This window comes from Sorangium sp. So ce1153 (assembly GCF_051521595.1).
In the GTDB taxonomy this organism is placed as follows: Bacteria; Myxococcota_A; Polyangia; order Polyangiales; family Polyangiaceae; genus Sorangium.
In genome coordinates this window covers 6,687,823-6,708,076 of sequence record NZ_CP150361.1, presented here as the reverse complement: position 1 = coordinate 6,708,076, position 20,254 = coordinate 6,687,823, and the positions used below count along the sequence as shown (strand labels likewise).

18 protein-coding genes and 1 tRNA gene are annotated in these 20,254 nt (G+C 72.2%); 14 read left to right on the top strand and 5 right to left on the bottom strand.

The genetic code is table 11. The features are described 5' to 3' along the window. Window positions 1–454 precede the first annotated feature (454 nt). Window positions 455–727: a hypothetical protein gene (locus WME85_RS24110; RefSeq protein ID WP_437841305.1), complete on the top strand. Its 273-nt coding sequence runs from the start codon at window positions 455–457 to the stop codon at window positions 725–727. A 93-nt stretch (window positions 728–820) separates the two neighbouring features. Here the strand turns inward: WME85_RS24110 and WME85_RS24105 are convergent, their stop codons facing one another. Continuing rightward, window positions 821–1,459, bottom strand: coding sequence for a response regulator transcription factor (locus tag WME85_RS24105; protein ID WP_437841302.1), 639 nt, complete (start codon window positions 1,457–1,459; stop codon window positions 821–823). A 402-nt stretch (window positions 1,460–1,861) separates the two neighbouring features. Between WME85_RS24105 and WME85_RS24100 the strand changes: the two genes are divergently transcribed. Beyond that, on the top strand, window positions 1,862–2,803 hold the full coding sequence (locus WME85_RS24100; RefSeq protein ID WP_437841299.1) for a lysophospholipid acyltransferase family protein: 942 nt from the start codon (window positions 1,862–1,864) through the stop codon (window positions 2,801–2,803). A gap of 292 nt (window positions 2,804–3,095) precedes the next feature. Here WME85_RS24100 and WME85_RS24095 read toward each other — a convergent pair whose 3' ends face one another. The 3 genes from WME85_RS24095 to WME85_RS24085 form a co-directional block, all read right to left on the bottom strand. Continuing rightward, window positions 3,096–3,833 (bottom strand): ABC transporter ATP-binding protein, encoded by a 738-nt coding sequence (locus WME85_RS24095; protein WP_437311787.1) that lies wholly within the window; start codon window positions 3,831–3,833, stop codon window positions 3,096–3,098. A gap of 59 nt (window positions 3,834–3,892) precedes the next feature. After that, complete coding sequence (locus WME85_RS24090) at window positions 3,893–5,491, bottom strand: hypothetical protein (RefSeq protein WP_437841296.1); 1,599 nt, start codon at window positions 5,489–5,491, stop codon at window positions 3,893–3,895. A 135-nt stretch (window positions 5,492–5,626) separates the two neighbouring features. Beyond that, window positions 5,627–6,877, bottom strand: coding sequence for a prolyl oligopeptidase family serine peptidase (locus tag WME85_RS24085; RefSeq protein ID WP_437841294.1), 1,251 nt, complete (start codon window positions 6,875–6,877; stop codon window positions 5,627–5,629). Between the two features lie 119 nt (window positions 6,878–6,996). Between WME85_RS24085 and WME85_RS24080 the strand changes: the two genes are divergently transcribed. The 8 genes from WME85_RS24080 to WME85_RS24045 all read left to right on the top strand — a co-directional run bounded on the left by WME85_RS24080 (window position 6,997) and on the right by WME85_RS24045 (window position 14,950). Further along, complete coding sequence (locus tag WME85_RS24080) at window positions 6,997–7,233, top strand: addiction module protein (protein ID WP_437311784.1); 237 nt, start codon at window positions 6,997–6,999, stop codon at window positions 7,231–7,233. Next, entirely contained in the window at window positions 7,122–7,538 is a 417-nt protein-coding gene (locus WME85_RS24075) for a type II toxin-antitoxin system RelE/ParE family toxin (RefSeq protein ID WP_437841292.1), read from the top strand. The genes WME85_RS24080 and WME85_RS24075 overlap by 112 nt, the downstream gene beginning before the upstream one ends. 1,085 nt (window positions 7,539–8,623) lie before the next feature. Then, window positions 8,624–8,851 (top strand): hypothetical protein, encoded by a 228-nt coding sequence (locus WME85_RS24070; RefSeq protein WP_061620522.1) that lies wholly within the window; start codon window positions 8,624–8,626, stop codon window positions 8,849–8,851. Between the two features lie 223 nt (window positions 8,852–9,074). After that, on the top strand, window positions 9,075–10,859 hold the full coding sequence (locus WME85_RS24065; RefSeq protein ID WP_437841290.1) for a serine/threonine protein kinase: 1,785 nt from the start codon (window positions 9,075–9,077) through the stop codon (window positions 10,857–10,859). After that, complete coding sequence (locus tag WME85_RS24060; protein WP_437841288.1) at window positions 10,852–11,466, top strand: hypothetical protein; 615 nt, start codon at window positions 10,852–10,854, stop codon at window positions 11,464–11,466. Before WME85_RS24065 ends, WME85_RS24060 begins: the two co-directional genes overlap by 8 nt. Before the next feature lie 140 nt (window positions 11,467–11,606). After that, on the top strand, window positions 11,607–12,968 hold the full coding sequence (locus WME85_RS24055; protein WP_437841286.1) for a glutamine synthetase family protein: 1,362 nt from the start codon (window positions 11,607–11,609) through the stop codon (window positions 12,966–12,968). Beyond that, window positions 12,965–14,119 carry an iron-containing alcohol dehydrogenase gene (locus tag WME85_RS24050; RefSeq protein ID WP_437841284.1) on the top strand — a complete coding sequence of 385 codons (1,155 nt, stop codon included), beginning with the start codon at window positions 12,965–12,967 and terminating at the stop codon, window positions 14,117–14,119. Before WME85_RS24055 ends, WME85_RS24050 begins: the two co-directional genes overlap by 4 nt. Before the next feature lie 192 nt (window positions 14,120–14,311). Further along, window positions 14,312–14,950, top strand: coding sequence for a sterol desaturase family protein (locus WME85_RS24045; protein ID WP_437841282.1), 639 nt, complete (start codon window positions 14,312–14,314; stop codon window positions 14,948–14,950). 362 nt (window positions 14,951–15,312) lie between these two features. Here the strand turns inward: WME85_RS24045 and WME85_RS24040 are convergent, their stop codons facing one another. After that, complete coding sequence (locus tag WME85_RS24040) at window positions 15,313–15,615, bottom strand: hypothetical protein (protein ID WP_437841280.1); 303 nt, start codon at window positions 15,613–15,615, stop codon at window positions 15,313–15,315. 182 nt (window positions 15,616–15,797) lie between these two features. On the opposite strand from WME85_RS24040, the gene WME85_RS24035 reads away from it, so the two are divergent. The 4 genes from WME85_RS24035 to WME85_RS24020 all read left to right on the top strand — a co-directional run bounded on the left by WME85_RS24035 (window position 15,798) and on the right by WME85_RS24020 (window position 20,203). Further along, window positions 15,798–16,334 (top strand): hypothetical protein, encoded by a 537-nt coding sequence (locus WME85_RS24035; protein ID WP_437841278.1) that lies wholly within the window; start codon window positions 15,798–15,800, stop codon window positions 16,332–16,334. A 121-nt stretch (window positions 16,335–16,455) separates the two neighbouring features. After that, window positions 16,456–16,528, top strand: a tRNA-Gly gene (locus WME85_RS24030). A 296-nt stretch (window positions 16,529–16,824) separates the two neighbouring features. Then, the gene (locus WME85_RS24025; protein WP_437841276.1) at window positions 16,825–18,273 is read left to right on the top strand and encodes an oligosaccharide flippase family protein; all 1,449 of its coding nucleotides are present in this window, start codon (window positions 16,825–16,827) and stop codon (window positions 18,271–18,273) included. Window positions 18,274–18,577: 304 nt separating this feature from the next. Beyond that, a complete protein-coding gene (locus WME85_RS24020; RefSeq protein WP_437841274.1) occupies window positions 18,578–20,203 on the top strand; it encodes a protein kinase domain-containing protein in 1,626 nt (541 codons plus the stop codon). Window positions 20,204–20,254: the final 51 nt, after the last annotated feature.

The following is a 20,254-nucleotide window of genomic DNA, read 5'->3' as shown; positions in this document are numbered from 1 at the left end:
GCCGTCGGCCGGGCGCGCTCCTCCTCCGCTGTGCGGCGAGCTCCGCAGGGCTCCGCTGACGCGCTGAGCCATCGGAGGCATGGACTCGACGGACGATCGCCCATCCGGGGGTGCTCGCGTCCCGTCGAGAGCGCACTTCCAGGTAGTGCTGTCATTTGAACATGAAGGCGGTAAGGCGGGAAGAAAATCTCAATGATCTTCCCGCCTTACCGCCTTCATGTGAACCCTCTCTGGGCAAATGACAGCACCACCCACTTCCAGCAGGGATCGCCGCTGATGGCCACAGCGCGGACACACTGTGCCCATGCGCTCCGCGTGGGCACGTAGGTGGGTATCAGGCGCAGGATGAACAGAGTACGGGGAGCCCGTCGCCCCATGGGCGAGTGACCTCCATGCACAAAAAATCGTCGCCGAAAACTGGGCACTTCGAGTGCGCCCTTCCTAGGGTGCTCTCATGGACAAGAAAATTGTAGCCGCAACTCTCCTGCAGGCGCTCGCCATTGCCCAGCGTGAAGGACGTGTCGAGACCCTCGAGACGCTCGTCGAGAAGCTGCGTGTTCGCCGCAGAGACGTGCGCAGCACGCTCACCCTGCTCCACCGCCACGGGATGCTGGACGTGCTCCGGATGCGACTCACGCTCTCGGGGTTCGCGGCCGGCTCGGCGCTGATCGGCAAGGCGCTGCCGGCGCTGCGGGCGGCGCCGCGGGCGGCGACCGCAGCGGCGTGAGCCGCCGGGGCGCCGCGCGAGGTGCGGCGTGAGCGAGCGCCCGCGGCGCGCCGGGCGCTCGCCGCTCGCCCGGCGCGGCGATGCCGGGAGAGCCTAGGCCTCGACGAGGCCCGAGCGCACCGCGAGCCGGGTCAGGTCGGCCACGCTGTGCGTCGCCACCTTCGCGCAGAGGCGCGCCCGGTGGGTCTCGACGGTCTTCACGCTGATCGAGAGCTGCGCGGCGACCTCCTTGGCCGAGTGGCCCATCGCGAGGAGACGGAGCACCTGCCGCTCCCTGTCGCTCAGCGACGCGACCATGTCGCCGCGCGCGGCCGCGTCGCGCCGCTGGAGCGCGCGCACCATCGCCGCGCTCACGTCCGGCGACACGGCCGTTCGCCCCCGGACGACGGTGCGCAGCGCCTCCACGAGGTCGGCGAGCCGGCTCTGCTTGGACAGGTATCCATCCGCGCCGGCCCGCATCGCCTCGGCGACCCGGAACTCGTCCCGGTGCATCGAGAGCACCACGATGCGGAGCTCCGAGATCTCCTTGAGCTCCCGGATGAGCTCGATGCCGCTGCGGTCCGCGAGGCAGAGCTCGATGACCGCCACCTCACAGCGGCGGAGCTCCTGCGCCCGGAGCGCCTCGCGCCCGCTTCCGGCCTGAACGACCTCGCCCACCCCTGGCTGTGACCCGAGCGCGTGCGCCAGCGCCTCCCGTACGACGTGCTGATCATCGACGAGCAGGATATTCATGTTGAAAGCCCCCCTTGCCAAGGTGCCTTGTATCAAAACAGCTTGCACGACAAGAACCTGTTTTGTCGGTAAGGCGCCGCCTGGAAAGGGCCATTCGTTCCCGTGGGGATGAACTGGGCCCCTCGCGAGATCGCCTTGGACGCGCTGAGGAGGGCAATCGAGGCCGGCGCCGCGCGCCCGATGCCTGGAACGGCCGCTCGACCGGCGGACCGGCGCGCTCCCGCGTCGTCCCGCGTCGTCCCGCGTCGTCCCGCGTCGTCCCGCGTCGTCCCGCGTCGTCCCGCGATGCGGCCGCGCGCGCCGCGCCACGGCGAGCCCTCGGCGAGGCTGTCCGCGGCGCCGCGACGTCTCCGGTCGAACTCTCTCCCTCGGCCGTTATGTTTGCGCTAGATAAGCTGCCTCATGCCTGGCACGCTCGGCGCGCTCCTCTCCGGACTACGACATGACTCGGCCTTCTGGCGTCGCGCCCTCACCGCGGGCGTCACGCGCGGGCCGGAGCCCTGGGTGCGCCACAGCCCTCCCTTCTTCGGTGTGTTCTTCGCGGCCGCGCTCCCCGAGGTGCGCCGGCGGGTCGAGCAGAACCTCCGCCGGGTGCGCGGGCCGCGGTCGCGCGTCGCCGACATGCTCGACAGCGCCGCGGTGTTCGCCACCTACGGGAGCTGCATCACCGAGGCGCTCCTGCTCGCGAGCGGCCGCGGTTACACGGTGGCGAGGCGTTCCCGGGGCGTCGAGCACTACCACGCGTGCGCTGCGGCGGGCCGGGGGGTGATCATCGTCACGGCGCACACGGGCGGCTGGGACATCGCCGGTCAGATCCTCGGCGTGGTGCACCCGGAGGGCGTCATGCTGGCGATGCAGCGGGAGCGGGACGCCGAGGCGCGCGCCATCCAGGACGCGGCGCGGCAGCGCGCCGGCGTGCAGGTGGTCCACATCGGCGACGGGCCGCTCGACGCGCTGCCGCTGCTCAACCACCTGCGGCGCGGCGGCGCCGTCGCGATGCAGATCGACCGCGTGCCGCCCGGGATGCGCAGCCGCGAGGTCGCGTTCCTCGGCGCCCGCTGGCGCGCCCCCGAGGGCCCGATCGCGCTCGCCGCGATCAGCGGTGCGCCGATCCTGCCGGTGTTCACGCACCGCCTCGGCTTCCTCGAGTACGAGGCCGTCGTCTCGCCGGCGATCTGGCTCCCCCGCCGCGCGACCGAGGAGGAGCGGGACAGGGCCGCCGCGGCGATGATGGGCGCGATGGAGCGCTTCCTCCGGGCCCACCCGACGCAGTGGTTCCACTTCACGGGCGAGGGCCCGGTCGCGCCGGCGGGACGCGGAGAGGACAACAGAAGAGAAGATTGAACCGCCAAGGACGCCAAGGACGCCAAGGACGCCAAGGACGCCAAGAGAACAAAGAATCTTTGTTCTCTTGGCGTTTCTAGCGGCTATTCGCCATCTCCCTCGGCAACACCGAGGACGTCAGAACAACCCAGAAAATCTCTTCTCTCTTGGCGTTCTTGGCGTTCTTGGCGGTTAATCTCTATCTCTCTCTTCGTCGGCAACACCGAGGACGCCAGGAGCCCTCAGGAGCTCCCCTCCGCCCCTCCTGGCAGCTCCTCTCGCGGGGACGCCGTCCCATGCAGCTGAGGGCCGCTCAGAGCGGTCCTTCGGTGAGCCCGTGGACGAACTGCCTCACGCGCGGATCGTCGCTCGCCTTCGCCTCCTCGGTGGTGCCGTCGAAGATGAGCCGGCCTCTGTAGAGCATCCCGACCCGGTCGGTGACCGTGAGCAGCCGATCGAGGTCGCTCGAGACCATCACCACGGTCGCCTTCATCGCCCGCTGCTCGGCGCGGAGCAGATCGAAGATGCGCTGCGACGTCACCGGGTCGAGGCCGGCCGCGGGCTCGTCGTAGAGGACGATCTCGCCGCGCGCGATCGTGGCGCGGGCGACGCCGACGCGCTTCTTCTGGCCGCCGGACAGCCCCGCCGGCGTCCGGTCCTCGAAGCCCGCCAGCGACACGACGCGGAGCCGCTCCGCGACGCGCTCCTCGATCTCCTCCTCGCTCAGGTCGTAGAGGCGCCGCAGCGGGAACGCGATGTTCTCCCCCACGGTCATGTAGTCGAACAGCGCGTTGTTCTGGAACAGCATCCCGAACCGGAGGCGGAACGTCTGGAGCTCGATCTCGCTGAGCGCGTGCACGTCCTTCCCGTCGACGACCACGCGCCCGCGATCCGGCCGCAGGAGCCCGGTGATCATCTTGAGCAGCACGCTCTTGCCCGAGGCGCCCGGCCCGATCAGCCCGTAGAGGCAGCCCGCCGGCACGTCGAGGTCCACGCCCCGGAGGACGGGCATCCCCCCGAAGCTCTTCGTCAGCTGCTCGATCTGGATCATCGGTCGCGTCGACACGGTCGCCGGGGAGGGGGCGCGCGCCCCCGTGACATGGCTCCGCTTTACTTGAACGTCGTCCGGGCGACGTCGAGCCGCGGGTGCGACGGGAACGACATCCCGCGGATCTGCCCCGAGATGCACGACGCGATGCCCGGGTTCGACGGGCTCGTCGTGACGGTGACCCCGACGGCGCGGCCGTTCTGCACGGCCGCGCAGACGTTCACCTCCATGTTCGACGGCACCCCGCACGCGTTCAGGTACGAGCCGCGGTTCAGCACGTTGCCGTAGGCGCCGGCGGTGAGGTCGGCCGGACCGTTGTTGCCGAGCTTGTACTCCTCGACGTAGCGCGCCTGCGCCGCCTCGCAGCTCAGGCCGCCGCCGAGCGTCGGGTAGCTGCCGCCCCCGCTCGGACGCGCCCCGCCTGCGCGCGCCGCCTTGGCGCCGCTCCCGAGGCCAGCGTCGACCTCGATCGCGACGCGGTCGGTCGCGCCCTGCACCGCGAGCTCCCGCTCCTTCTTGTGACTGCGCTCGCGGTACCACCAGCCCGCGCCCGCGGCGAGGATGACGCCCATCAGCGCCATCCCGAGCAGCGCCTTGTACTGCGTGCCCTGCTTCTCTGCGGAGACCACCGCGTCGAGCGCGCGCTTCTCCTGCACGATGTCCCGGTTCAGCTTCGCCTGCTCGGCGAACGGGGCGAACTCCTCCCAGTCCTGGATGGCGCGCTCTTCCCCGGAGAACGTGTCGCGCAGCACCTCGACGCCCGTGAACGTGCCGGAGGCGATCTGCTGGAGCAGCTCCACCGAGGAGAACGGCCCGTGGTCCATGCCGTCCTTGATGACGGCGTACCGTGGCCGCGGGTCGGACTCGAGCGCGGCCTTGAGATCCGCGAGCTTGCGGGTCGGATCGTCGCCGCGCAGCCGCTGCGGCTGGGCCACCGGGATGGCGACCGCGAACGGCCCGTCGCCGGTCACCGCCTGGATCTTCGGCAGCGACGGCGCCGACGGGACGCGGGCCTCCTCGCCGTGGCCGGTCGGGGGCATCATCGAGAGGTTGATGTCGACCTCGAAGTCGCCGTCGCCGTCCAGGTGCGACGTGTCGGCGCTCGGCGGCTGCTCCGAGGCGGTCGGGACGATCTGATAGAGCGCCTGCGCCAGGGCGGCGAGATCCGCCGGGCGGTGCTTCGGATCGGCGACGAGCGACTTGCCGAGCACGGTTTCCAGGGCGGGCGGCAGGTCGGGGACCACGTCCGCCGGCCGCCGCATCCCCGGGCCGACGCTGCTGTTCGTGAGCAGCTCGTAGAGGATGGCCCCGATCGCGAAGACGGTCGCGCGCGAGTCGCCCTCGCCGCCCTTGCGCTCTTCGGGCGCGAGGCAGGCGCGGTCGCGCGGCAGGAGCGGGGCGGCGTGCGCGAGCTCGTCGACGAGCCGGAGCTCGCCGCCCGCGCCGTAGCCGAGGGATGAGGGGTGCACGAACATCTTCCGCCCCTGCGCGTGCAGATCGTGGAGCTGCGTGCAGAGCGGCACCACGAGGCCGATCGCCTCGCGGATATCGAAGCGACGACCGGTCGCGCGGCGCGAATCCATCTCGGCGCGGAGCGTGCCGGCGGGGATGGACATGCCGACGGGCAGCGGGGTGAGAATGGTCTGGACCTGAGAGGACATCGGGGAGCAACACTACGACAACACGACGGGTCCGCTCAACGCTGCGACGCGACGCTTGCGGTGTGGACGTGCAACGAAGCCCGGCGACGACGTGTGTTGAGCAGCGTGAGCGTGCGCTTCTGACGTCAGCGTTCTTCAGCGCGGGTTCGGTGTGCGTCCGCCGGTCTCAGCCGTCGTGCTGGCGGCGTCCGCGCCGATGGCCAGGGTGTGCCCCGCGAAGAAGCGGAGCAGGTCGGTCTCGCGCGACTTCGGCCAGCGCGCGTGGTTGATCGCGCCCTTCTTGGCGGAGCAGCGGTTCCTCAGGGCGCAGTGGGGCTCGTCCCGGTTCGCCTCGTCGAGGCGCAGGAACGAGGTGTGCGCGGTGAGCGCGTCGCGCGCGCGCAGCCACCGCTCGACGGACTCACACGGGAACACGTCGTCGCAGGCGCGGTACATCGCCATCGCGGGCGGGGGAGGGCCGGGGCACGCCCAGCTGGCCGGCGGGGCGTCGCTGCCGAAGGTCGCGAACGCGGCGACGCGGTCCGCGCGCATCATCGCGTAGGTCGCGGCCATGTGGCCGCCGTAGGAGGCGCCGAGCGCGTAGATGCGCCGCCGGTCGACGAGCTTCTGCTGGAGCAGCTGGTCGACGAACGCGTCGGCGGTCGCGACGTCGACGTTGCCGTCGCCGGTGAACTCGGCGTCGAACGGTGCGACCGCCGTGTAGGTCTTCGTGCCGCGCTCGCGCTCGGCCTGGGTCGGGCTCTTGAAGGCGCGGCCCTGGGGCGCGAGCACGATGAAGCCCGCGTGCGCGGGGTCGCCGGTGAGGTTCCACGTCGCGCCGAGCTTCCGCAGGCCGGTCTCCTTGTCGACGCTGGTCGGGTCGTCGCCGTCGGCGTGGAAGAAGACGATGAGCGGCAGCGGCGCGCGCGTCTCCACGCCGCTCGGCGCGATCACGCAGGCGTAGCGGGGCGACCCCTCCGCGTCGCGCGCCTCGAGCACCTGGGCCCCGCGGCAGGGCGGCCGGCCGAGCGTCTTGCGGAGCTCGCGCCCTGGGCGTCCCTGCTCGGGGACGCAGCTCCCCTCGCTGGGCGGGCGCGCCTCGGGCGGCTTCGCCGGCTGAGCGGCGGTCGTCGAGCTGGCCGCGCGGGCGCCTGCGTCCTGTCGACCCGCGGCCGCTCGCGGCTGTCCGCCGTCGGCAGCGGCTGCGCCGGCGCCGGCGTCCCGCTCGAAGACGCCGAGCAGGTCGCCGCCGTCGACCCCGGACGACGGCGTGGAGCACGCCGCCGCGATCCACGCCGCGGCGCCGGCGAGCGCGGCGCCGGCGAGCAGGGCGCGGCCGCGCCGGGGGCCAGGAGGGGCCGGCGTCGTGGTGCGCCGGGCGCGGAGGCCGGGTCGAGGTCGAGGCACCGGCGCACTCTAGTACGGCGTTTCCGGAGCTCAGCCGGGATTTCTCGCCCCGCGCTGAGCTAGCCCGGGTTGGCTCGACGGGTCGCTCTGCGGCGCGACCCGGGGTACGCTGGACACCCATGGCTCATCCCACCCAGGACATCCTCGCTGCCGCTCTGTCCCTTCCCGAAGGAGAACGCCTCAGGCTCGCGTCCGAGCTGCTAGCCAGCGTCGAGGAGCCGCACGACGACGCCTGGAACGCCGCGTGGCTCGAGGAGCTCGAGCGCAGGGAGCAGGCGGTGCGCGATGGGGGGAGCGCGGGGGACGCGTGGGCCGAGGTTCGCGCGCGGGTGCTCGCGCGACTGGGCGCTCGTTGACCCGGCCGATCCTCGTTCGCGTCGACGCGCAGGCGGAGCTGGACGAGGCTGCGGGCTGGTATGAGCGGCGCCGTCCTGGGCTCGGGATCGAGTTCGTGAGAGCCGTCGAGGTGGCCCTCGAAGCGATCGCCGAGGCGCCGGAGTCATCGCCACGATGGCAGGCTGGATATCCTTATCGAAAATATGTTCTGCGCCGTTTCCCTTTCGTCGTGTTCTTCACGGCAGAAGGCGCTGGGATCCAGATCGTCGCGTTCGCTCACGCGAAGCGGCGACCGGGGTACTGGAGGGGACGCTCGAGCCAGTGAGCTGTCTCCCGGTATCCTTCCATCTGCAATCTGATCCACGGTTGTCCGCCTGAGGTGATTTCACGGTTGTCCGCCTGGGGTGATGCGGCCATCCGAGAGCTGTGCGAGAGCTGCACCGAAGTCGGCAAGTCGCGGGCGGACCCCTGGAACGTTTGGGCCTGGCAGCGGGCTCAGCCCAGAAGGCCGTGGTGCTGCTGGATCCGGCGGACAACCCTTCGCATTCGTATCTTGGGTCCTCGGCGCTCGCCCCCGGCGCACTGTGCGGTATAACGTGCAGAGTTGGCCGTTGTCACCGCTATCGTGATCTCCAAGTCTCCGGGCTGCGTCAGGCAAACGAGCCGTAGTTGCGCTCGGCGCGAGCTGGAATGCGGCCAGAGGCCGCCGCGCTGCGATCGCGGTAAGTTGCCTTGCTTCGAAGCGCTGCTGGGCGGCGCTCGACTCGAGTCCGAACGCATCGAGAGGCCACCGTGCGTCGACTGGGGTAAGTTGTCTTGCTTTAGACCGCCGCCGAGAGGCGCTCGGCGCAAGTTGAAATGCGGCGAGGGGCCGCTGTGCGGCGATCGAAGTAAGTTGTCTTACTTTAGAACGCCGCCGAGAGGCGCTCGGCGCAAGTTGAAATGCGGCGAGGGGCCGCTGTGCGGCGATCGAAGTAAGTTGTCTTACTTTAGAACGCCGCCGAGAGGCGCTCGGCGCGAGCTGGAATGCAGCGAGGAGCCGTCGTGCGGCAGATGAAGTAATTTGTCTTACTTTTTGGGGCCGCCAAGAGGCGCTCGGCGCGAGCTGGAATGCGGCGAGGGGCCGCCGGGTGGCAAATGGAGTAAGCTGTCTTACTTCATGAGGCCGCTGAGAGGCGCTCGGCGGCGGCGGCGATGCGACCAGGGTCGCCGGAGGGCGATCACGGGCAGCTCGGCATCCATGGAGACCCTGTCATGCCCCGGCGTTCGCGCACCGCGCAGCCTGTGGACCGGGCCGACCGATCCCCTGGCGACCCCGCGTTCGTCCGGCGCGACCCGGACGAACGTACACGGCAACCTCCCGCGGCTTGCGGGGCAGCCCTTCATGGCTAGGCTGGTGCGCACCCAGCCATGACGCCCTTCGATATTCTCGTCGGCACCGCGCTCGCGGCGCTCCTTGCTTTTCAGATCTACGTCACCGTTCGCGTCTTTCGAAGCCGCGTCTACGAGCCCAAGCAGAAGGTCTACCAGGCACAGCTCGTCTGGCTGCTCCCGATCATCGGCGCCGGGCTGGTCTTCTCGATCCTCCAGGAGGAAGACAAGTCCCGCCGCGACGCCTCCTCGCACCTCGGGAGCTGAGCCTCCGGAGCTGAGCCCCCGGAGCGGAACCGCCCCGCGGCCACGCCGGCGCACCCCTCCGCGTCACGTCCAGCCGCCCGCCTCGCTCGCTTCTCCGCCCTCCGTCCTTCACGCTCATCTGGTCACCTCGGCGCCCCGCGCGTTGTGACGCTGGCACAATCGAACAGGAAAATTCGGTTTCGCCCTTCGGTCCAGCGGCCCCGTGCGCTATGGCTCAGGGAGCATGGCGGACGACGTCTTCGGCATCGTCGGGACCACGCAGGCGGGTAATTTCCACGTCGAGCAGGTGGTCGCGGAGGGGGGATTCGGCGTGGTGTACCGCGCCCTCCACGCCGGGTTCCGCGCGCCGGTCGCCTTGAAGTGCCTGAAGGTGTCCGAGGCGAAGACCCCGCGCGAGCGACAGCTCTTCCTCGAGAAGTTCCGCGAGGAGGCCCAGCTGCTCTTCCGGCTCTCGGCGTCGATCCCGGAGGTCGTCCGCCCGCTCCACGTCGACGTGCTGCACCTGAAGCGAGGGGAGTTCGTCCCCTTCCTCGCCCTCGAGTGGCTGGAGGGCGAGTCGCTCGACAAGGTCATCGACCGGCGGAGGCTCAAGGGGGAGCCGCCGATCCCGCTCCACAAGCTGATGAAGTTGATGCGCCCCATCGCGCAGGCGATCGCGCGCGCGCACCGCTTCCCGAGCCCGGGGGGCACGGTGTCGATCATCCACCGCGACCTCAAGCCCGAGAACATCTTCATCACGACGCAGGAGGGGACGGAGCGCCTCAAGATCCTCGACTACGGCATCGCGCAGGCGAAGACGCTGGCCGAGCAGGCGGTGGGCCGGGTGACGAACGGCGATCCGCTGAACGCGTTCTCCCCGGCGTACGGCGCCCCCGAGCAGTGGGCGCCGAAGCGCTTCGGGCAGACGGGAACCTGGACCGACGTCTGGGGTCTGGCGCTCACGATGGTCGAGGCGCTGGTCGGGCGGCAGGTGATCGAGGGCGAGGCGCAGGCCATGATGGGGACGGCGCTCGACGTGAAGCGCCGGCCCACGCCGAGGACCGAAGGCGCCAACGTCCCGCCGGAGGTCGACGCGGTGTTCGAGCGCGCCCTCGCGGTGAGCCCGCGCGATCGCACGCGGGACGTCGAGACCTTCTGGTCCGAGCTCGAGGCGGCGATCGGGCTCGCGCCCACGTTCGGCCGGTCCGCCGCGTACGAGGACGCGTACTCCGTGCCGCCGCCGCCGCCGTCGTCGTCGATGCGCGCGGCCCCGCAGGTCAAGCGCGCCGCGCACGTGTGGCTCGACACGCCGGCCGACGGCGGGTCGCTGGAGATCGACCTCGACATGGCCCCGGCCTCGATGCGCTCGCCGAGGGGAGGCCGCCGGGACGGCCCGGCGAGCAGCGTGCGCCCGGCGCCGCCCCCGGACTCGTCCGGGCTCGAGATGGATCTGCCCGAGGCGCCGTCGCCGATCGCGATGGGTCGAGGCATGGGCGGGCTCGTCTCCGACAGCCCGCCCGGGAGCGCGCAAGGCCGCGCGTTCCGGGACGAGCGCGCCGGCTTCGCGGAGTCGACGCCCGTGGGCCCGCTCCCCCGCGGCGTCGGGATGGAGAGCGTCCCGCCGAGCACGCGCGCGCGCGGCATCGGCATGCTGGAGAGCGCGCCGCCGATGGAGATGGCGCTCGGCGTCGCGCCGCGCGCGACCTCGATGGCGCCCGCGGCGGTGCGCCCGCTGTCGGACATGCCGTCGGCCCGGTACCGGCCGACGGCGCGCCCGCCGGCGGACGTGCGGCCGCGCCCCGCGGACCCGAAGCCGCTCGCCGGGCCGAGCCTCCTCCAGCAGCTCGCGCTGCCGGTCGCCTGCATCGTGTTCGCGTGCGTGCTCACCGTGGCCGACCTCATCATCAAGCGCTCGGGCGAGGCGCTGAGCTTCGGCCCGGTGCGCGCGTTCTGGGTCGCCGGCGTGCTGCTCCTCGTCGGCGTCGGCCTGTTCTTCTGGCGCATGCTCGGAGATCCCGGAGATGCCTGACGTGACCCAGGGGCGCGCCCTCGCGGAGCAGCGCGCCGATCAGAGCGTGTCGGCCCGCTTCACCCGGCTGATGAACGCGTCGACCTCGCGGTGGGGCGTGCTCACCGATCCCCCGCTCGTGTCGCTCGCCTCGGGCGTCTTCCTGCTCGCGTTCCTCGCAGCGCTCGGCCGCGACGCGAGCCCCTCGGTCGCGCGGGCGCTCGGCGCCCTCGTGCTCGCGCCGGTCGCGTTCGCGCTCGTCGTCAGCGTGGCGCTGCGCGGCGCGCGGCGCGAGGTCGTCGCGTGGCTCGCGCGCCAGCCGTTCCCGGTGGAGAACCTCAACGCCGTCCTGAACGGGCTCGGCGAGGCGCTGGAGGTCACCTTCGCCGGCGCGGCCCCGGACGCGGCCGAGCTCAACGTCGAGCTCGACAAGGTGCACCCGGACGCGTTCGTCACCGGGGGCGTCGAGGACGCGCGCACGCTGGACATCCGCATCGGCGTCGTCGACTCGAAGCGGAACCCGGCCGCGACGAACCACCAGCGCTACGCGCGCGTCCGCGAGCTCGTCGAGCGCGTGCTCGTGCCGCTCGCGGAGCGCTACCCGATCCAGAGCGTCAGGGTGAAATGAACGCCGAATGAACGCCGGACGCGCGCCCTCCTCGCGGAGGAGCCCCGGACGAGCGTCCACGAGACGGCGCGGCGGCGCGGCCCGAGGGCCCCTGCGGGCGCTTGCCATTCCGCCCCGTTCCCCTGCTATCGTCGCGGCCCATGACCGCCTCGACCTCCGAGAAGCTCCTCTCCGATCTGGAAGCGCGCGGCGTCACCCGCGCCAAGATCGGCGGCTTTGACATCGACGGGATCCTCCGCGGCAAGTACGTCTCCCTCGAGAAGCTGAAGAGCGCCCTCGGGAGCGGCTTCGGCTTCTGCGACGTCATCTTCGGCTGGGACATCGCCGACGTCCTCTACGACAACGCCAAGGTCACCGGCTGGCACACCGGCTACCCGGACGCGCACGCGGTCCTCGATCCGAGCACGCTGCGCGACATCCCCTGGGAGCCGAACACCGCCGCGATGCTCGCCGACTTCCGCGACGAGCGCGGCGGCCCGCACCCCGCGTGCCCGCGCTCGCTGCTCCGGAGCGTCATCGCGAAGGGCGAGAGCATGGGGTACTCGGCGAAGTTCTCGTGCGAGTTCGAGTTCTTCCTCTTCGAGGAGACGCCGCGCTCGCTGCACGAGAAGCGCTTCGCGGGCCTGACGCCGCTCAGCCCCGGCATGTTCGGCTACTCGTGGGTCCGCGAGGGGCAGAACAAGCAGCTCATGGCGGCCATCCTCGATCAGTCGCGCGCCTTCGACATCGAGATCGAGGGCCTGCACACCGAGACCGGCCCGGGCGTGTACGAGGTGGCGATCCGCTACGACGACGTGCTGCGCGCCGCGGACAAGGCCGCGCTCTTCAAGGTCGCGATGAAGCAGATCGCCCACGAGCACGGCCTCTCGGTGACGTTCATGGCGAAGTGGAACGCCGACCTCCCCGGATCGAGCGGCCACCTGCACCAGAGCCTCTGGAAGGACGGCCGCAACGTGTTCCAGGACGCGTCGGCGCCCGGCGGGCTCCCGGCCGCGCTGCGGCACTACGTCGGCGGCCAGATCGAGCTCATGCCCGAGCTCACGGCGCTCTACTCGCCGACGATCAACGCCTACAAGCGGTACGTGCCGGGCGTCTGGGCGCCGCTCACCGCCAGCTGGGGCGTCGAGAACCGCACGGCCGCGATCCGCCTCATCGGTCTCGGTACGCCCGGCGCGCGCGTCGAGTACCGCCAGACGGCCGCGGACATCAACCCGTACGTCGCGATGGCGACGTGCCTGGCCGCGGGGCTCCACGGCATCGAGAACGGCGTCGAGCCGCCGCCGCAGGCCTCCGGGGACGCGTCGTCCGCCGAGTCCTCGCGCCTGTCGCTGCCGCGCACGCTCGCGGAGGCGACCCGGATGCTCGCGGCCAGCCAGAAGGCCCGGGACATCCTCGGCGAGAGGTTCGTCGAGCACTATGTCAAGACGCGCGACTGGGAAGTACGGCAGTACGAGCGCGCGGTCACGGATTGGGAGCTGAAGCGCTACTTCGAGGCGGTGTGATCATGAGCCAGTTCACGGTTTGGAGCTTTCCTACTCGCATCCTCTTCGGCGCCGGCGTCGTCGGGCAGACCGGCGCCGAGGCGCGCCGGCTCGGCGCGTCGAGGGCGCTCGTCGTCACGGACAAGGGCGTCGTCCGCTCGGGGCTGCTCGAGCCCGTCGCCGCGTCGCTGCAGCGAGAGGGCGTCGAGGTCGCCGTCTTCGACGACGTGCTCGGCAACCCGATCGAGAAGAACGTGCACGACGGCGTCGCCGCGTTCCGCGACGCGCGCGCCGACATCGTCGTCGCCGTCGGCGGCGGCTCGCCGCTCGACGTGGGCAAGCTCGTCCGCCTCGGCGTGAACCACGACCGGCCGCTCGTCGACTACGACGACGCCACGGGCGGCGATCGCTTCATCACGCCCAACGTCCCGCCGATGCTCGCCATCCCGACCACGGCCGGGACCGGCAGCGAGGTCGGCCGGTCGGGCGTCGTGACGCTCGACGTGAACCACCGGAAGACCGTGATCTTCTCCCCGCACCTGCTCGCGAACGCCGCGCTGCTCGACCCGGAGCTGACGCGATCGATGCCGGCCTTCCTCACGGCCGCGACGGGCTTCGACGCGCTCACCCACTGCGTCGAGGCGTACGTCTCGAAGGGCGATCACCCGATGGCGGACGGCATCGCGCTCGAGGGGATCCGCCTCGCGGCCGCGCACCTCGAGCGCGCGGTCACGCACGGCAACGACCTGGAGGCGCGCGGCGGGATGATGAAGGCGGCGATGATGGGCGCCGTCGCTTTCCAGAAGGGGCTCGGCGCGTGTCACTCGCTCGCCCACCCGCTCTCGAGCGAGTGCGGGCTGCACCACGGCCTCGCCAACGCGCTCTGTCTCCCGCCCGTCGTCGAGTTCAACGTCGTCGCCGCGGGGCCGCGCCTCGCCCGCGTCGCGGCCCTCCTCGGCGCGGAGGAGGACGCCGCCGCGTGCGCGGACGCGATCCGCGGCCTGCGCACCCGCATCGGGCTCGCGGCCGGCCTCGAGAAGGCGGGGGTCCCGCTCAACAAGCTCAACGCGCTGACGGACCTCGCCGTTCAGGACGCGTGCCACTCGTGCAACCCCCGCCCGTGCTCGCGCGAGGATCTCCGCCACCTCTACGAGGCCTCCTTCGTGGGCTGACGCGCGCGCCGCGCGGCGCCTGGCGGACGCAGGCGCGACGTGAGCGCGCCGCGCCGCCCCGGGGAGGCCGCGGCGAGCGCTGACCCGAGCGCCGAGGCGACGGATCTCGGTCATTTTCCGGCATCCAGCGGGCCGCTGGGTGCCGGCCTACCTCTGGCCGACAATGGATAAATGAGGTAGCAGGGGTCCACGATGACCGTCACCCCCACCGAGCGCACCGCCCGTCCCGCGACGTGCCAGATGTTCGAGACGCCGCTCATCGAGCGGTTCTCTCGGATCCACCCGATCGTGCCGTTCGCCTTCTGGCTCCCGGTCTACGGCTATCTGGGCGTCCGCGCTGCCCTGAATGGTGTCCGCCTCGTGGACGGCCTCGGGCTCGTGCTGGTCGGCCTGTTCCTGTGGACGTTCGCCGAGTACGTCCTGCACCGATACGTCTTTCACTACGTGGGCCCGCGCCTGTGGCAGCGCCGGATGCACTTTGTGCTCCACGGGGTGCACCATGATTTCCCGCAGGACGCCGACCGGCTGGTGATGCCGCTCGGCGCCAGCATCCCCCTCGGCGTCGTGTTCTACACGCTGTTCCGCGCCGTCTTCGGGCCTGTTCCAGCGGATCCGCTCTTCGTCGGCTTCGGCCTCGGCTACCTCGCGTACGACGGCACGCACTATGCCATTCACCACTTCCGCATGACCTCGCGCTGGGGGAAGTGGATCAAGCGCCATCACATGGTCCATCACCACACGGGGGAGCGCGCGCGGTGGGGCGTGTCGTCCCCGCTCTGGGACTGGGTCTTCGGGACGATGGGCACCTCGCAGGCTGGAAAAGGCAGCTGAGCGAGAGATCGAAGCGCGCTCCGGAGCGCGATTCTGGTGAACGTCAGGAGAGTGGGAATCGGTCCCCGGCGCCGCGGGTTAAGAGGCCGTGAATCGGTCGCGCCTGGACGCCTGTGCCAGCGGCGTCGACGCGGCGCTACAGCGCGGCGTCGAGCCGCGGGGTCATCGAGGAGGGGAGGGGAGAGCCCGGTCGGGTCGGCCCGCCGCGCGAGCGCGAGGAGGCGGAGGGCGAGGCGCGCGCGGCGGTGAACGCGCGGCGCCCGCCCGGGCTCAGGCGCGCGGGAGGCGCGCGAGACGCGCGAGACGTGGAAGATGGGCCTGCTTGACGCGCGGCCCGGGGAGCCCGAGGTGCGGCGAGCGCCTCACGGCGAGGACGCGGTGCCGGGGGGAGGCGGCTCGGCGGCGGGCAGCCGCCTCATGGCAGCCGCATAGAAAGTTCGGAGCGTGTTGCGCCCGCAGTAGGGGCACAGCCACGCCACGTCGAACCGGTCGAGGTGGGCGTTGATGCTGTGCGCCGGCGCGAGCTCCTTGTCGGCCTCACCGGAGGCCGACCGGCCGCGGGGGGCCCGGGTGGCCCACCCGGCGGTGACATGCCGGTGCTCGTCCAGGGTGGCTGAGAGGCTTGCCTGGCACTCGCAAGGAGTGGAGATGAGAAACCGACTCATGCGTGACCGTCCTTCGTAGATGTTTCCGTAGAACCGTGTCGGCATGCCGCGACGCGGCGTGCCTGGAAGCGTGCTCGGCGCCCGGTAAAGAAGCGCGCCCTCATATAAAGGTTGATCAGTTTGAGCTCAAGGGGTGTTAGCCTGGAGGACGGTCGCCTTCGAGTGGCCGGGAAGGGGAGTACATGACCGCTCGACGTGCCACTCGTGAGCGCGCGGGGCTGGCGTCCGGGAGGCTGCAGGTCGTCGAGACGCGCCGGCCGGGGCCGCGCTCGGTGCGCAGCTTCAAGATCCTGCTCGCGCACGACGCCCGCGCCGCGACCTGCGACCCGCTGGCCCGCGCGATCGAGGCCGCGCTGGAGAACGTCGAGATCGTGGACGCGTCGTCGATCGACGACGCCCTGCTCGCGTCGGCGACCGAGCGGTTCGACGCGTGCCTCGTCTGCCTCGACCTGCCGCCGGCTCCGGTCGGCGGCGCGCGCCTCGCGAGCGAGCTCGTGGACAGCAACCACCCGGTCGTGCTCGTGACGAGGAGCCTGCGCTGGCTGCCGCCCGACCGGCCCGCGCTGCAGCAGCTGCCCTGGATCCCGCCGGACGCGCCCACGGCCGAGATCACCAGCGCGATCGCGGCGGCGACAAGCGAGTGCGACAGCGTGATCCGCGCGCGCGCGCCGCTGCCCGGGGACCTGCTCGGCGCGCCCGCGTTCCGCGCGCGTCGCTGAGCGCCGGCGCCCCGCCGCGCTCCCCTGCGCCCAGACCGACCACCGGCGGGTCCGCGATCCAAAAACGAAATGAAGGGGTTGCTTTGCGGCCCAGGCTTCGGTAGAAGCTCCTCCACCTCGCGCGGGACTAGCTCAGTTGGTAGAGCATCAGCTTCCCAAGCTGAGGGTCGCGGGTTCGAATCCCGTGTCCCGCTCCGAGGATCTCCGGCCCCATTCTGCGCTGGCGGTCCTTCTGCAATCGGATGCCGCGAGGCCGAGGAGCGTTTCCTGCCCCGGCGCCTTGTCGATGTCTCCCTGAGCTGAGCTCGAGGGCGGGCGTCCGGCGCCCGGCGGCTCCTTGCCCGCGTCCGCGTCCGCGCGCGTCACCCGTCTGCGGCCTCGCGCGCCGCGTGAGACGGACGCGCTCTGGGCGCGCACGACGGCTGAATCCGGGTCCCTCCCGCTACGTGGGCCGTGCCGCCCCACACCATTGGGACACGCGGAGGTGTTCATGCAGGATGGCCGGCGCATCGCCCTGAACGCGGCGCTGATGCTCCTCAAGCAGGCGATCATGGCCGTCCTCGGCGTCGTGTTCGTCGGCTACCTCGCGCGGAAGGTGGGGGTCGCCGCCTGGGGCGAGTTCCAGGCATCGCTCGCGATCGCGGGGATCGTGACGATCGCCGCCGGCGTCGGGGTGAGGGGGTACCTCGCCCGGGAGATCGCCGTGAGGCCGGAGCTCGGGCCGCGTCACCTCGGCGCGGCGCTCGCGATCCGCGGCGTGACCGGGACGCTGGTGCTCGGCGCGACCGCGGGCGTCGTGCTCGCGACCCGCTCGGGGACCGGCGCGCAGCTCGTCGTGCTCGCCGCCGCGTCCCAGCTCGCGACGCTGCTCTACTCGACCATGTGGCTCTCGTTCGAGGCCCACGAGCGCTTCGAGCTCATCCTCTACGCGGAGCTCGGCGCGAGGCTGTTCGTCATCGGGCTCTCGACGGCGTTGCTCGCCCTCGGCCTCGGCGTCGTCGCGGCGGCCGCGGCGTTCCTGCTCGGCAACGTGCTGGAGCTCGGGCTCACCGCGCACTACCTCCGCAGCCGCCTCTACCGGCCGGAGTTCGCGACGCCCCCCGCCGCGCTCTGGCAGATCGCGAAGCGCAGCCTGCCCATCGGCGCGCTCGGCGCGCTCGCGAGCGCGCTCCTCCAGGCCGACCGCATCATGCTCCGCGCCCTCTGCGACGAGGAGGCCGTCGGGGTCTACAGCGCCGCCTGGGTGCTCAGCGAGAACTTCCGGCTGCTCCCCGACGTGATGCTCGGCGCCGCCTTCGCGGCAGGCATGCGCCTCTACGCCCAGGATCGCGACGGGTTCGGGCGCCTCTACAGCGGCTGCATGCTCGTCGCCGCGCTCTTCGGGCTGCCGATCGCCGCCGGCCTCGTCCTGCTCGCGCCGGACATCATCCGGCTCGTCTACGGAGCGGCGGGCGACTACGCCCCGGCGGCGGGTGTCCTCCGGGTCCTCGCCTGCGGCGTCCCCGTGGTGTTCGCGTTCCAGGTCGTGACGCTGCCGCTGCTCGCCGCGAAGCGCGAGGGCGACATGGCGCAGCTGCTCGCCGTGACGCTCGTCGCCAAGATCGCGCTGAACCTGCTGCTCTTGCCGCGCTACCGCGCCCTCGGCGCCGCGTGCGCGACGCTCGCCGTCGGCGCGGGGTCGCTGCTCGCTTCGTGGGGCATGACCGCGCGCTGGGCCCAGTTCGTCGAGCTCGGCCGCATCGTCGCGGTCCTCGCCGCGACGGCGGCGATGGCCGGCGCGGCCTACGCCGCGCGTGTCCTCGCCGGGATGTGGGCGTCGATCGCCGTGGGCGCCGCCGTCTACGTCGCCCTCCTCCTCGCCCTGCGCGCCGTCTCCTTCCGCGAGCTGCGCGCGTTGCTCGCGCGCCGCGTCCGCGCCGCGCCAGCCCCCGCGGGCTGATCCGGGTCCGCCGAGGGCGGGCCCGGCGCGCGAGCAGCGTGTTCCTCGGCGCCCGCGTCCATCGCGTCCATCGCGTCCATGTGTGGAACAAGGGGCGATCCAGATTCCGCATTTTCCGCCGGGAGCCGCGCTCGCCGCGGGTCTCTGTGGCTGCCGACATGCGCTCTCATCCGGCGGGATCCACGCAGGAGGAGCTCGACGCCCGTGGCTCGGAGGTGACGGTGACGCGGCTCTCCTCGTGGCATGCAGCGTGAATAGCGAAGGGCCGATGTGGCGTCGCGGGCAGGTCCGGGGAGTGGCCGGGGTGGGGCGACTCCGGCAGTGGATGGCGCGGCGGCCGTCCTCGCTCCGCGCCCTCGGCGCGCCGGGGCGAGAGGAGGGGAGCGCGGCGGAGCAGCCGTGGAGGTCGAGGGAGATGGACCTGCCCATGGGCGACGGCGGCTACGCGTTGCTCGCGCGCCTGTCGGCGGGCGGCATGGCCGAGCTGTTCCTCGCGTGCCGGCGCGGGCCGGCAGGTATCGCCCACCCCGTCGTCGTGAAGCGCCTTCGCCCCGAGGCGAGGCGAGATCCGTCGATCGTGCGGATGTTCCTCCGCGAGGCGTGGATCAGCGCCCGGCTCCAGCATCCGAACGTGATCCGGTTCCATGACTTCGTCTTTCACGAGGGGCGCCATCACCTCGTCGTCGAGTACGTCCCGGGCTGCGATCTCGCCGCGGCGGCGCGCGCCTGCTTCGCCGAGGGACGGCCGTTTCCGATCGAGGTGGCGATCGAGATCGGCCTGGGCGTGCTGCGGGCGCTCGGGCACGCCCACGGGCTCCGCGACGACAGCGGGAACCTCGTCGGCCTCGTGCACCGCGACGTGAGCCCGCAGAACGTGCTCCTCTCGCTCGAGGGCGAGATCAAGCTCATCGACTTCGGCGTGGCGAAGATGGCGGCGATGAGCGGGGTGGAGGACGCCGCCGCCCTCGGCCCGGCCAGGGCGGCGCGGGGCGCGGCCCTGTCGAGCGGCGCCGGCACGGTGAAGGGCAAGCTCGGCTACGTGGCGCCCGAGCAGCTGTGCGGGGAGCGGATCGACGCGCGGGCGGATCTCTTCGCGGTCGGGGTGATCCTGTTCGAGCTGCTGACGGGGCGGCGCCTGTTCCACCGGAAGGACGACGGCGCGACGATGCGCGCGGTGCTCTCCGGCGAGGTGCCGGCGATCACGCCGCTCCGCCCGGCGTGCCCCGCGCTGCTCGAGGAGGCCGTGCGGCGCGCGCTCGCGCGCGATCCCGACGCCCGCTTCCAGGCAGCGGCGGACATGGAAGAGGCGCTCGCCGAGGTGCTCGCCTCGCTGCGCCGGGCGCCGGGCGGGGGCGACGAGCCGAGCTCGAGCGAGCGCGGCCTCCTCGCGGGCCAGGAGCTCGCGGCGCTCGTGCGCGAGGTCACGAGCGGCCGCGATCGGCACCGATCGATGCTCGTGCGGGGTTGCCGGAGATCGGCCGGGCTCCGCGTGCGCCGCGGCGCGCGGTCGACCGCCGCGGGCCGGTCCGGGCAATCCGGGCAAGACGCGCGGTCGACCGCCGCGGGTCGGTCCGGGCAAGACGCGCGGTCGACCGCCGCGGGCCTGTCGGCGGAGGAGCGCGGCGAGGCGACGCCGCAGCCGCGCGGGCCGGATCCGGGCGCGAGCGCGCCGGAGGACGAGGGCGAGCGCGGCGAGCGCAGCGAGGTAAGGGACGCCGTGACGCCGCACTGGAGGGACGCGCGCCCGGCGCGGCGCATGCGACTTCTGCCCTGGCTCCTGGTCGCGGCGGTCACGTTCGCCGTCGGGGCGCTCGCAGGCAGGGCGATCGGCGCAACCGGCGCCAGGTCGCCCGGCGCCCGAGAGCCGCGCGGCGGAGGCGCGGAGAGCGCGCGATCCGGGGCAGAGATCCATTCGGCACCGCGGCGGTGATGCGCCGAACGCGCACGGCCCTTTGCGGTGGCGCGGGCAGCGACGGGCTCG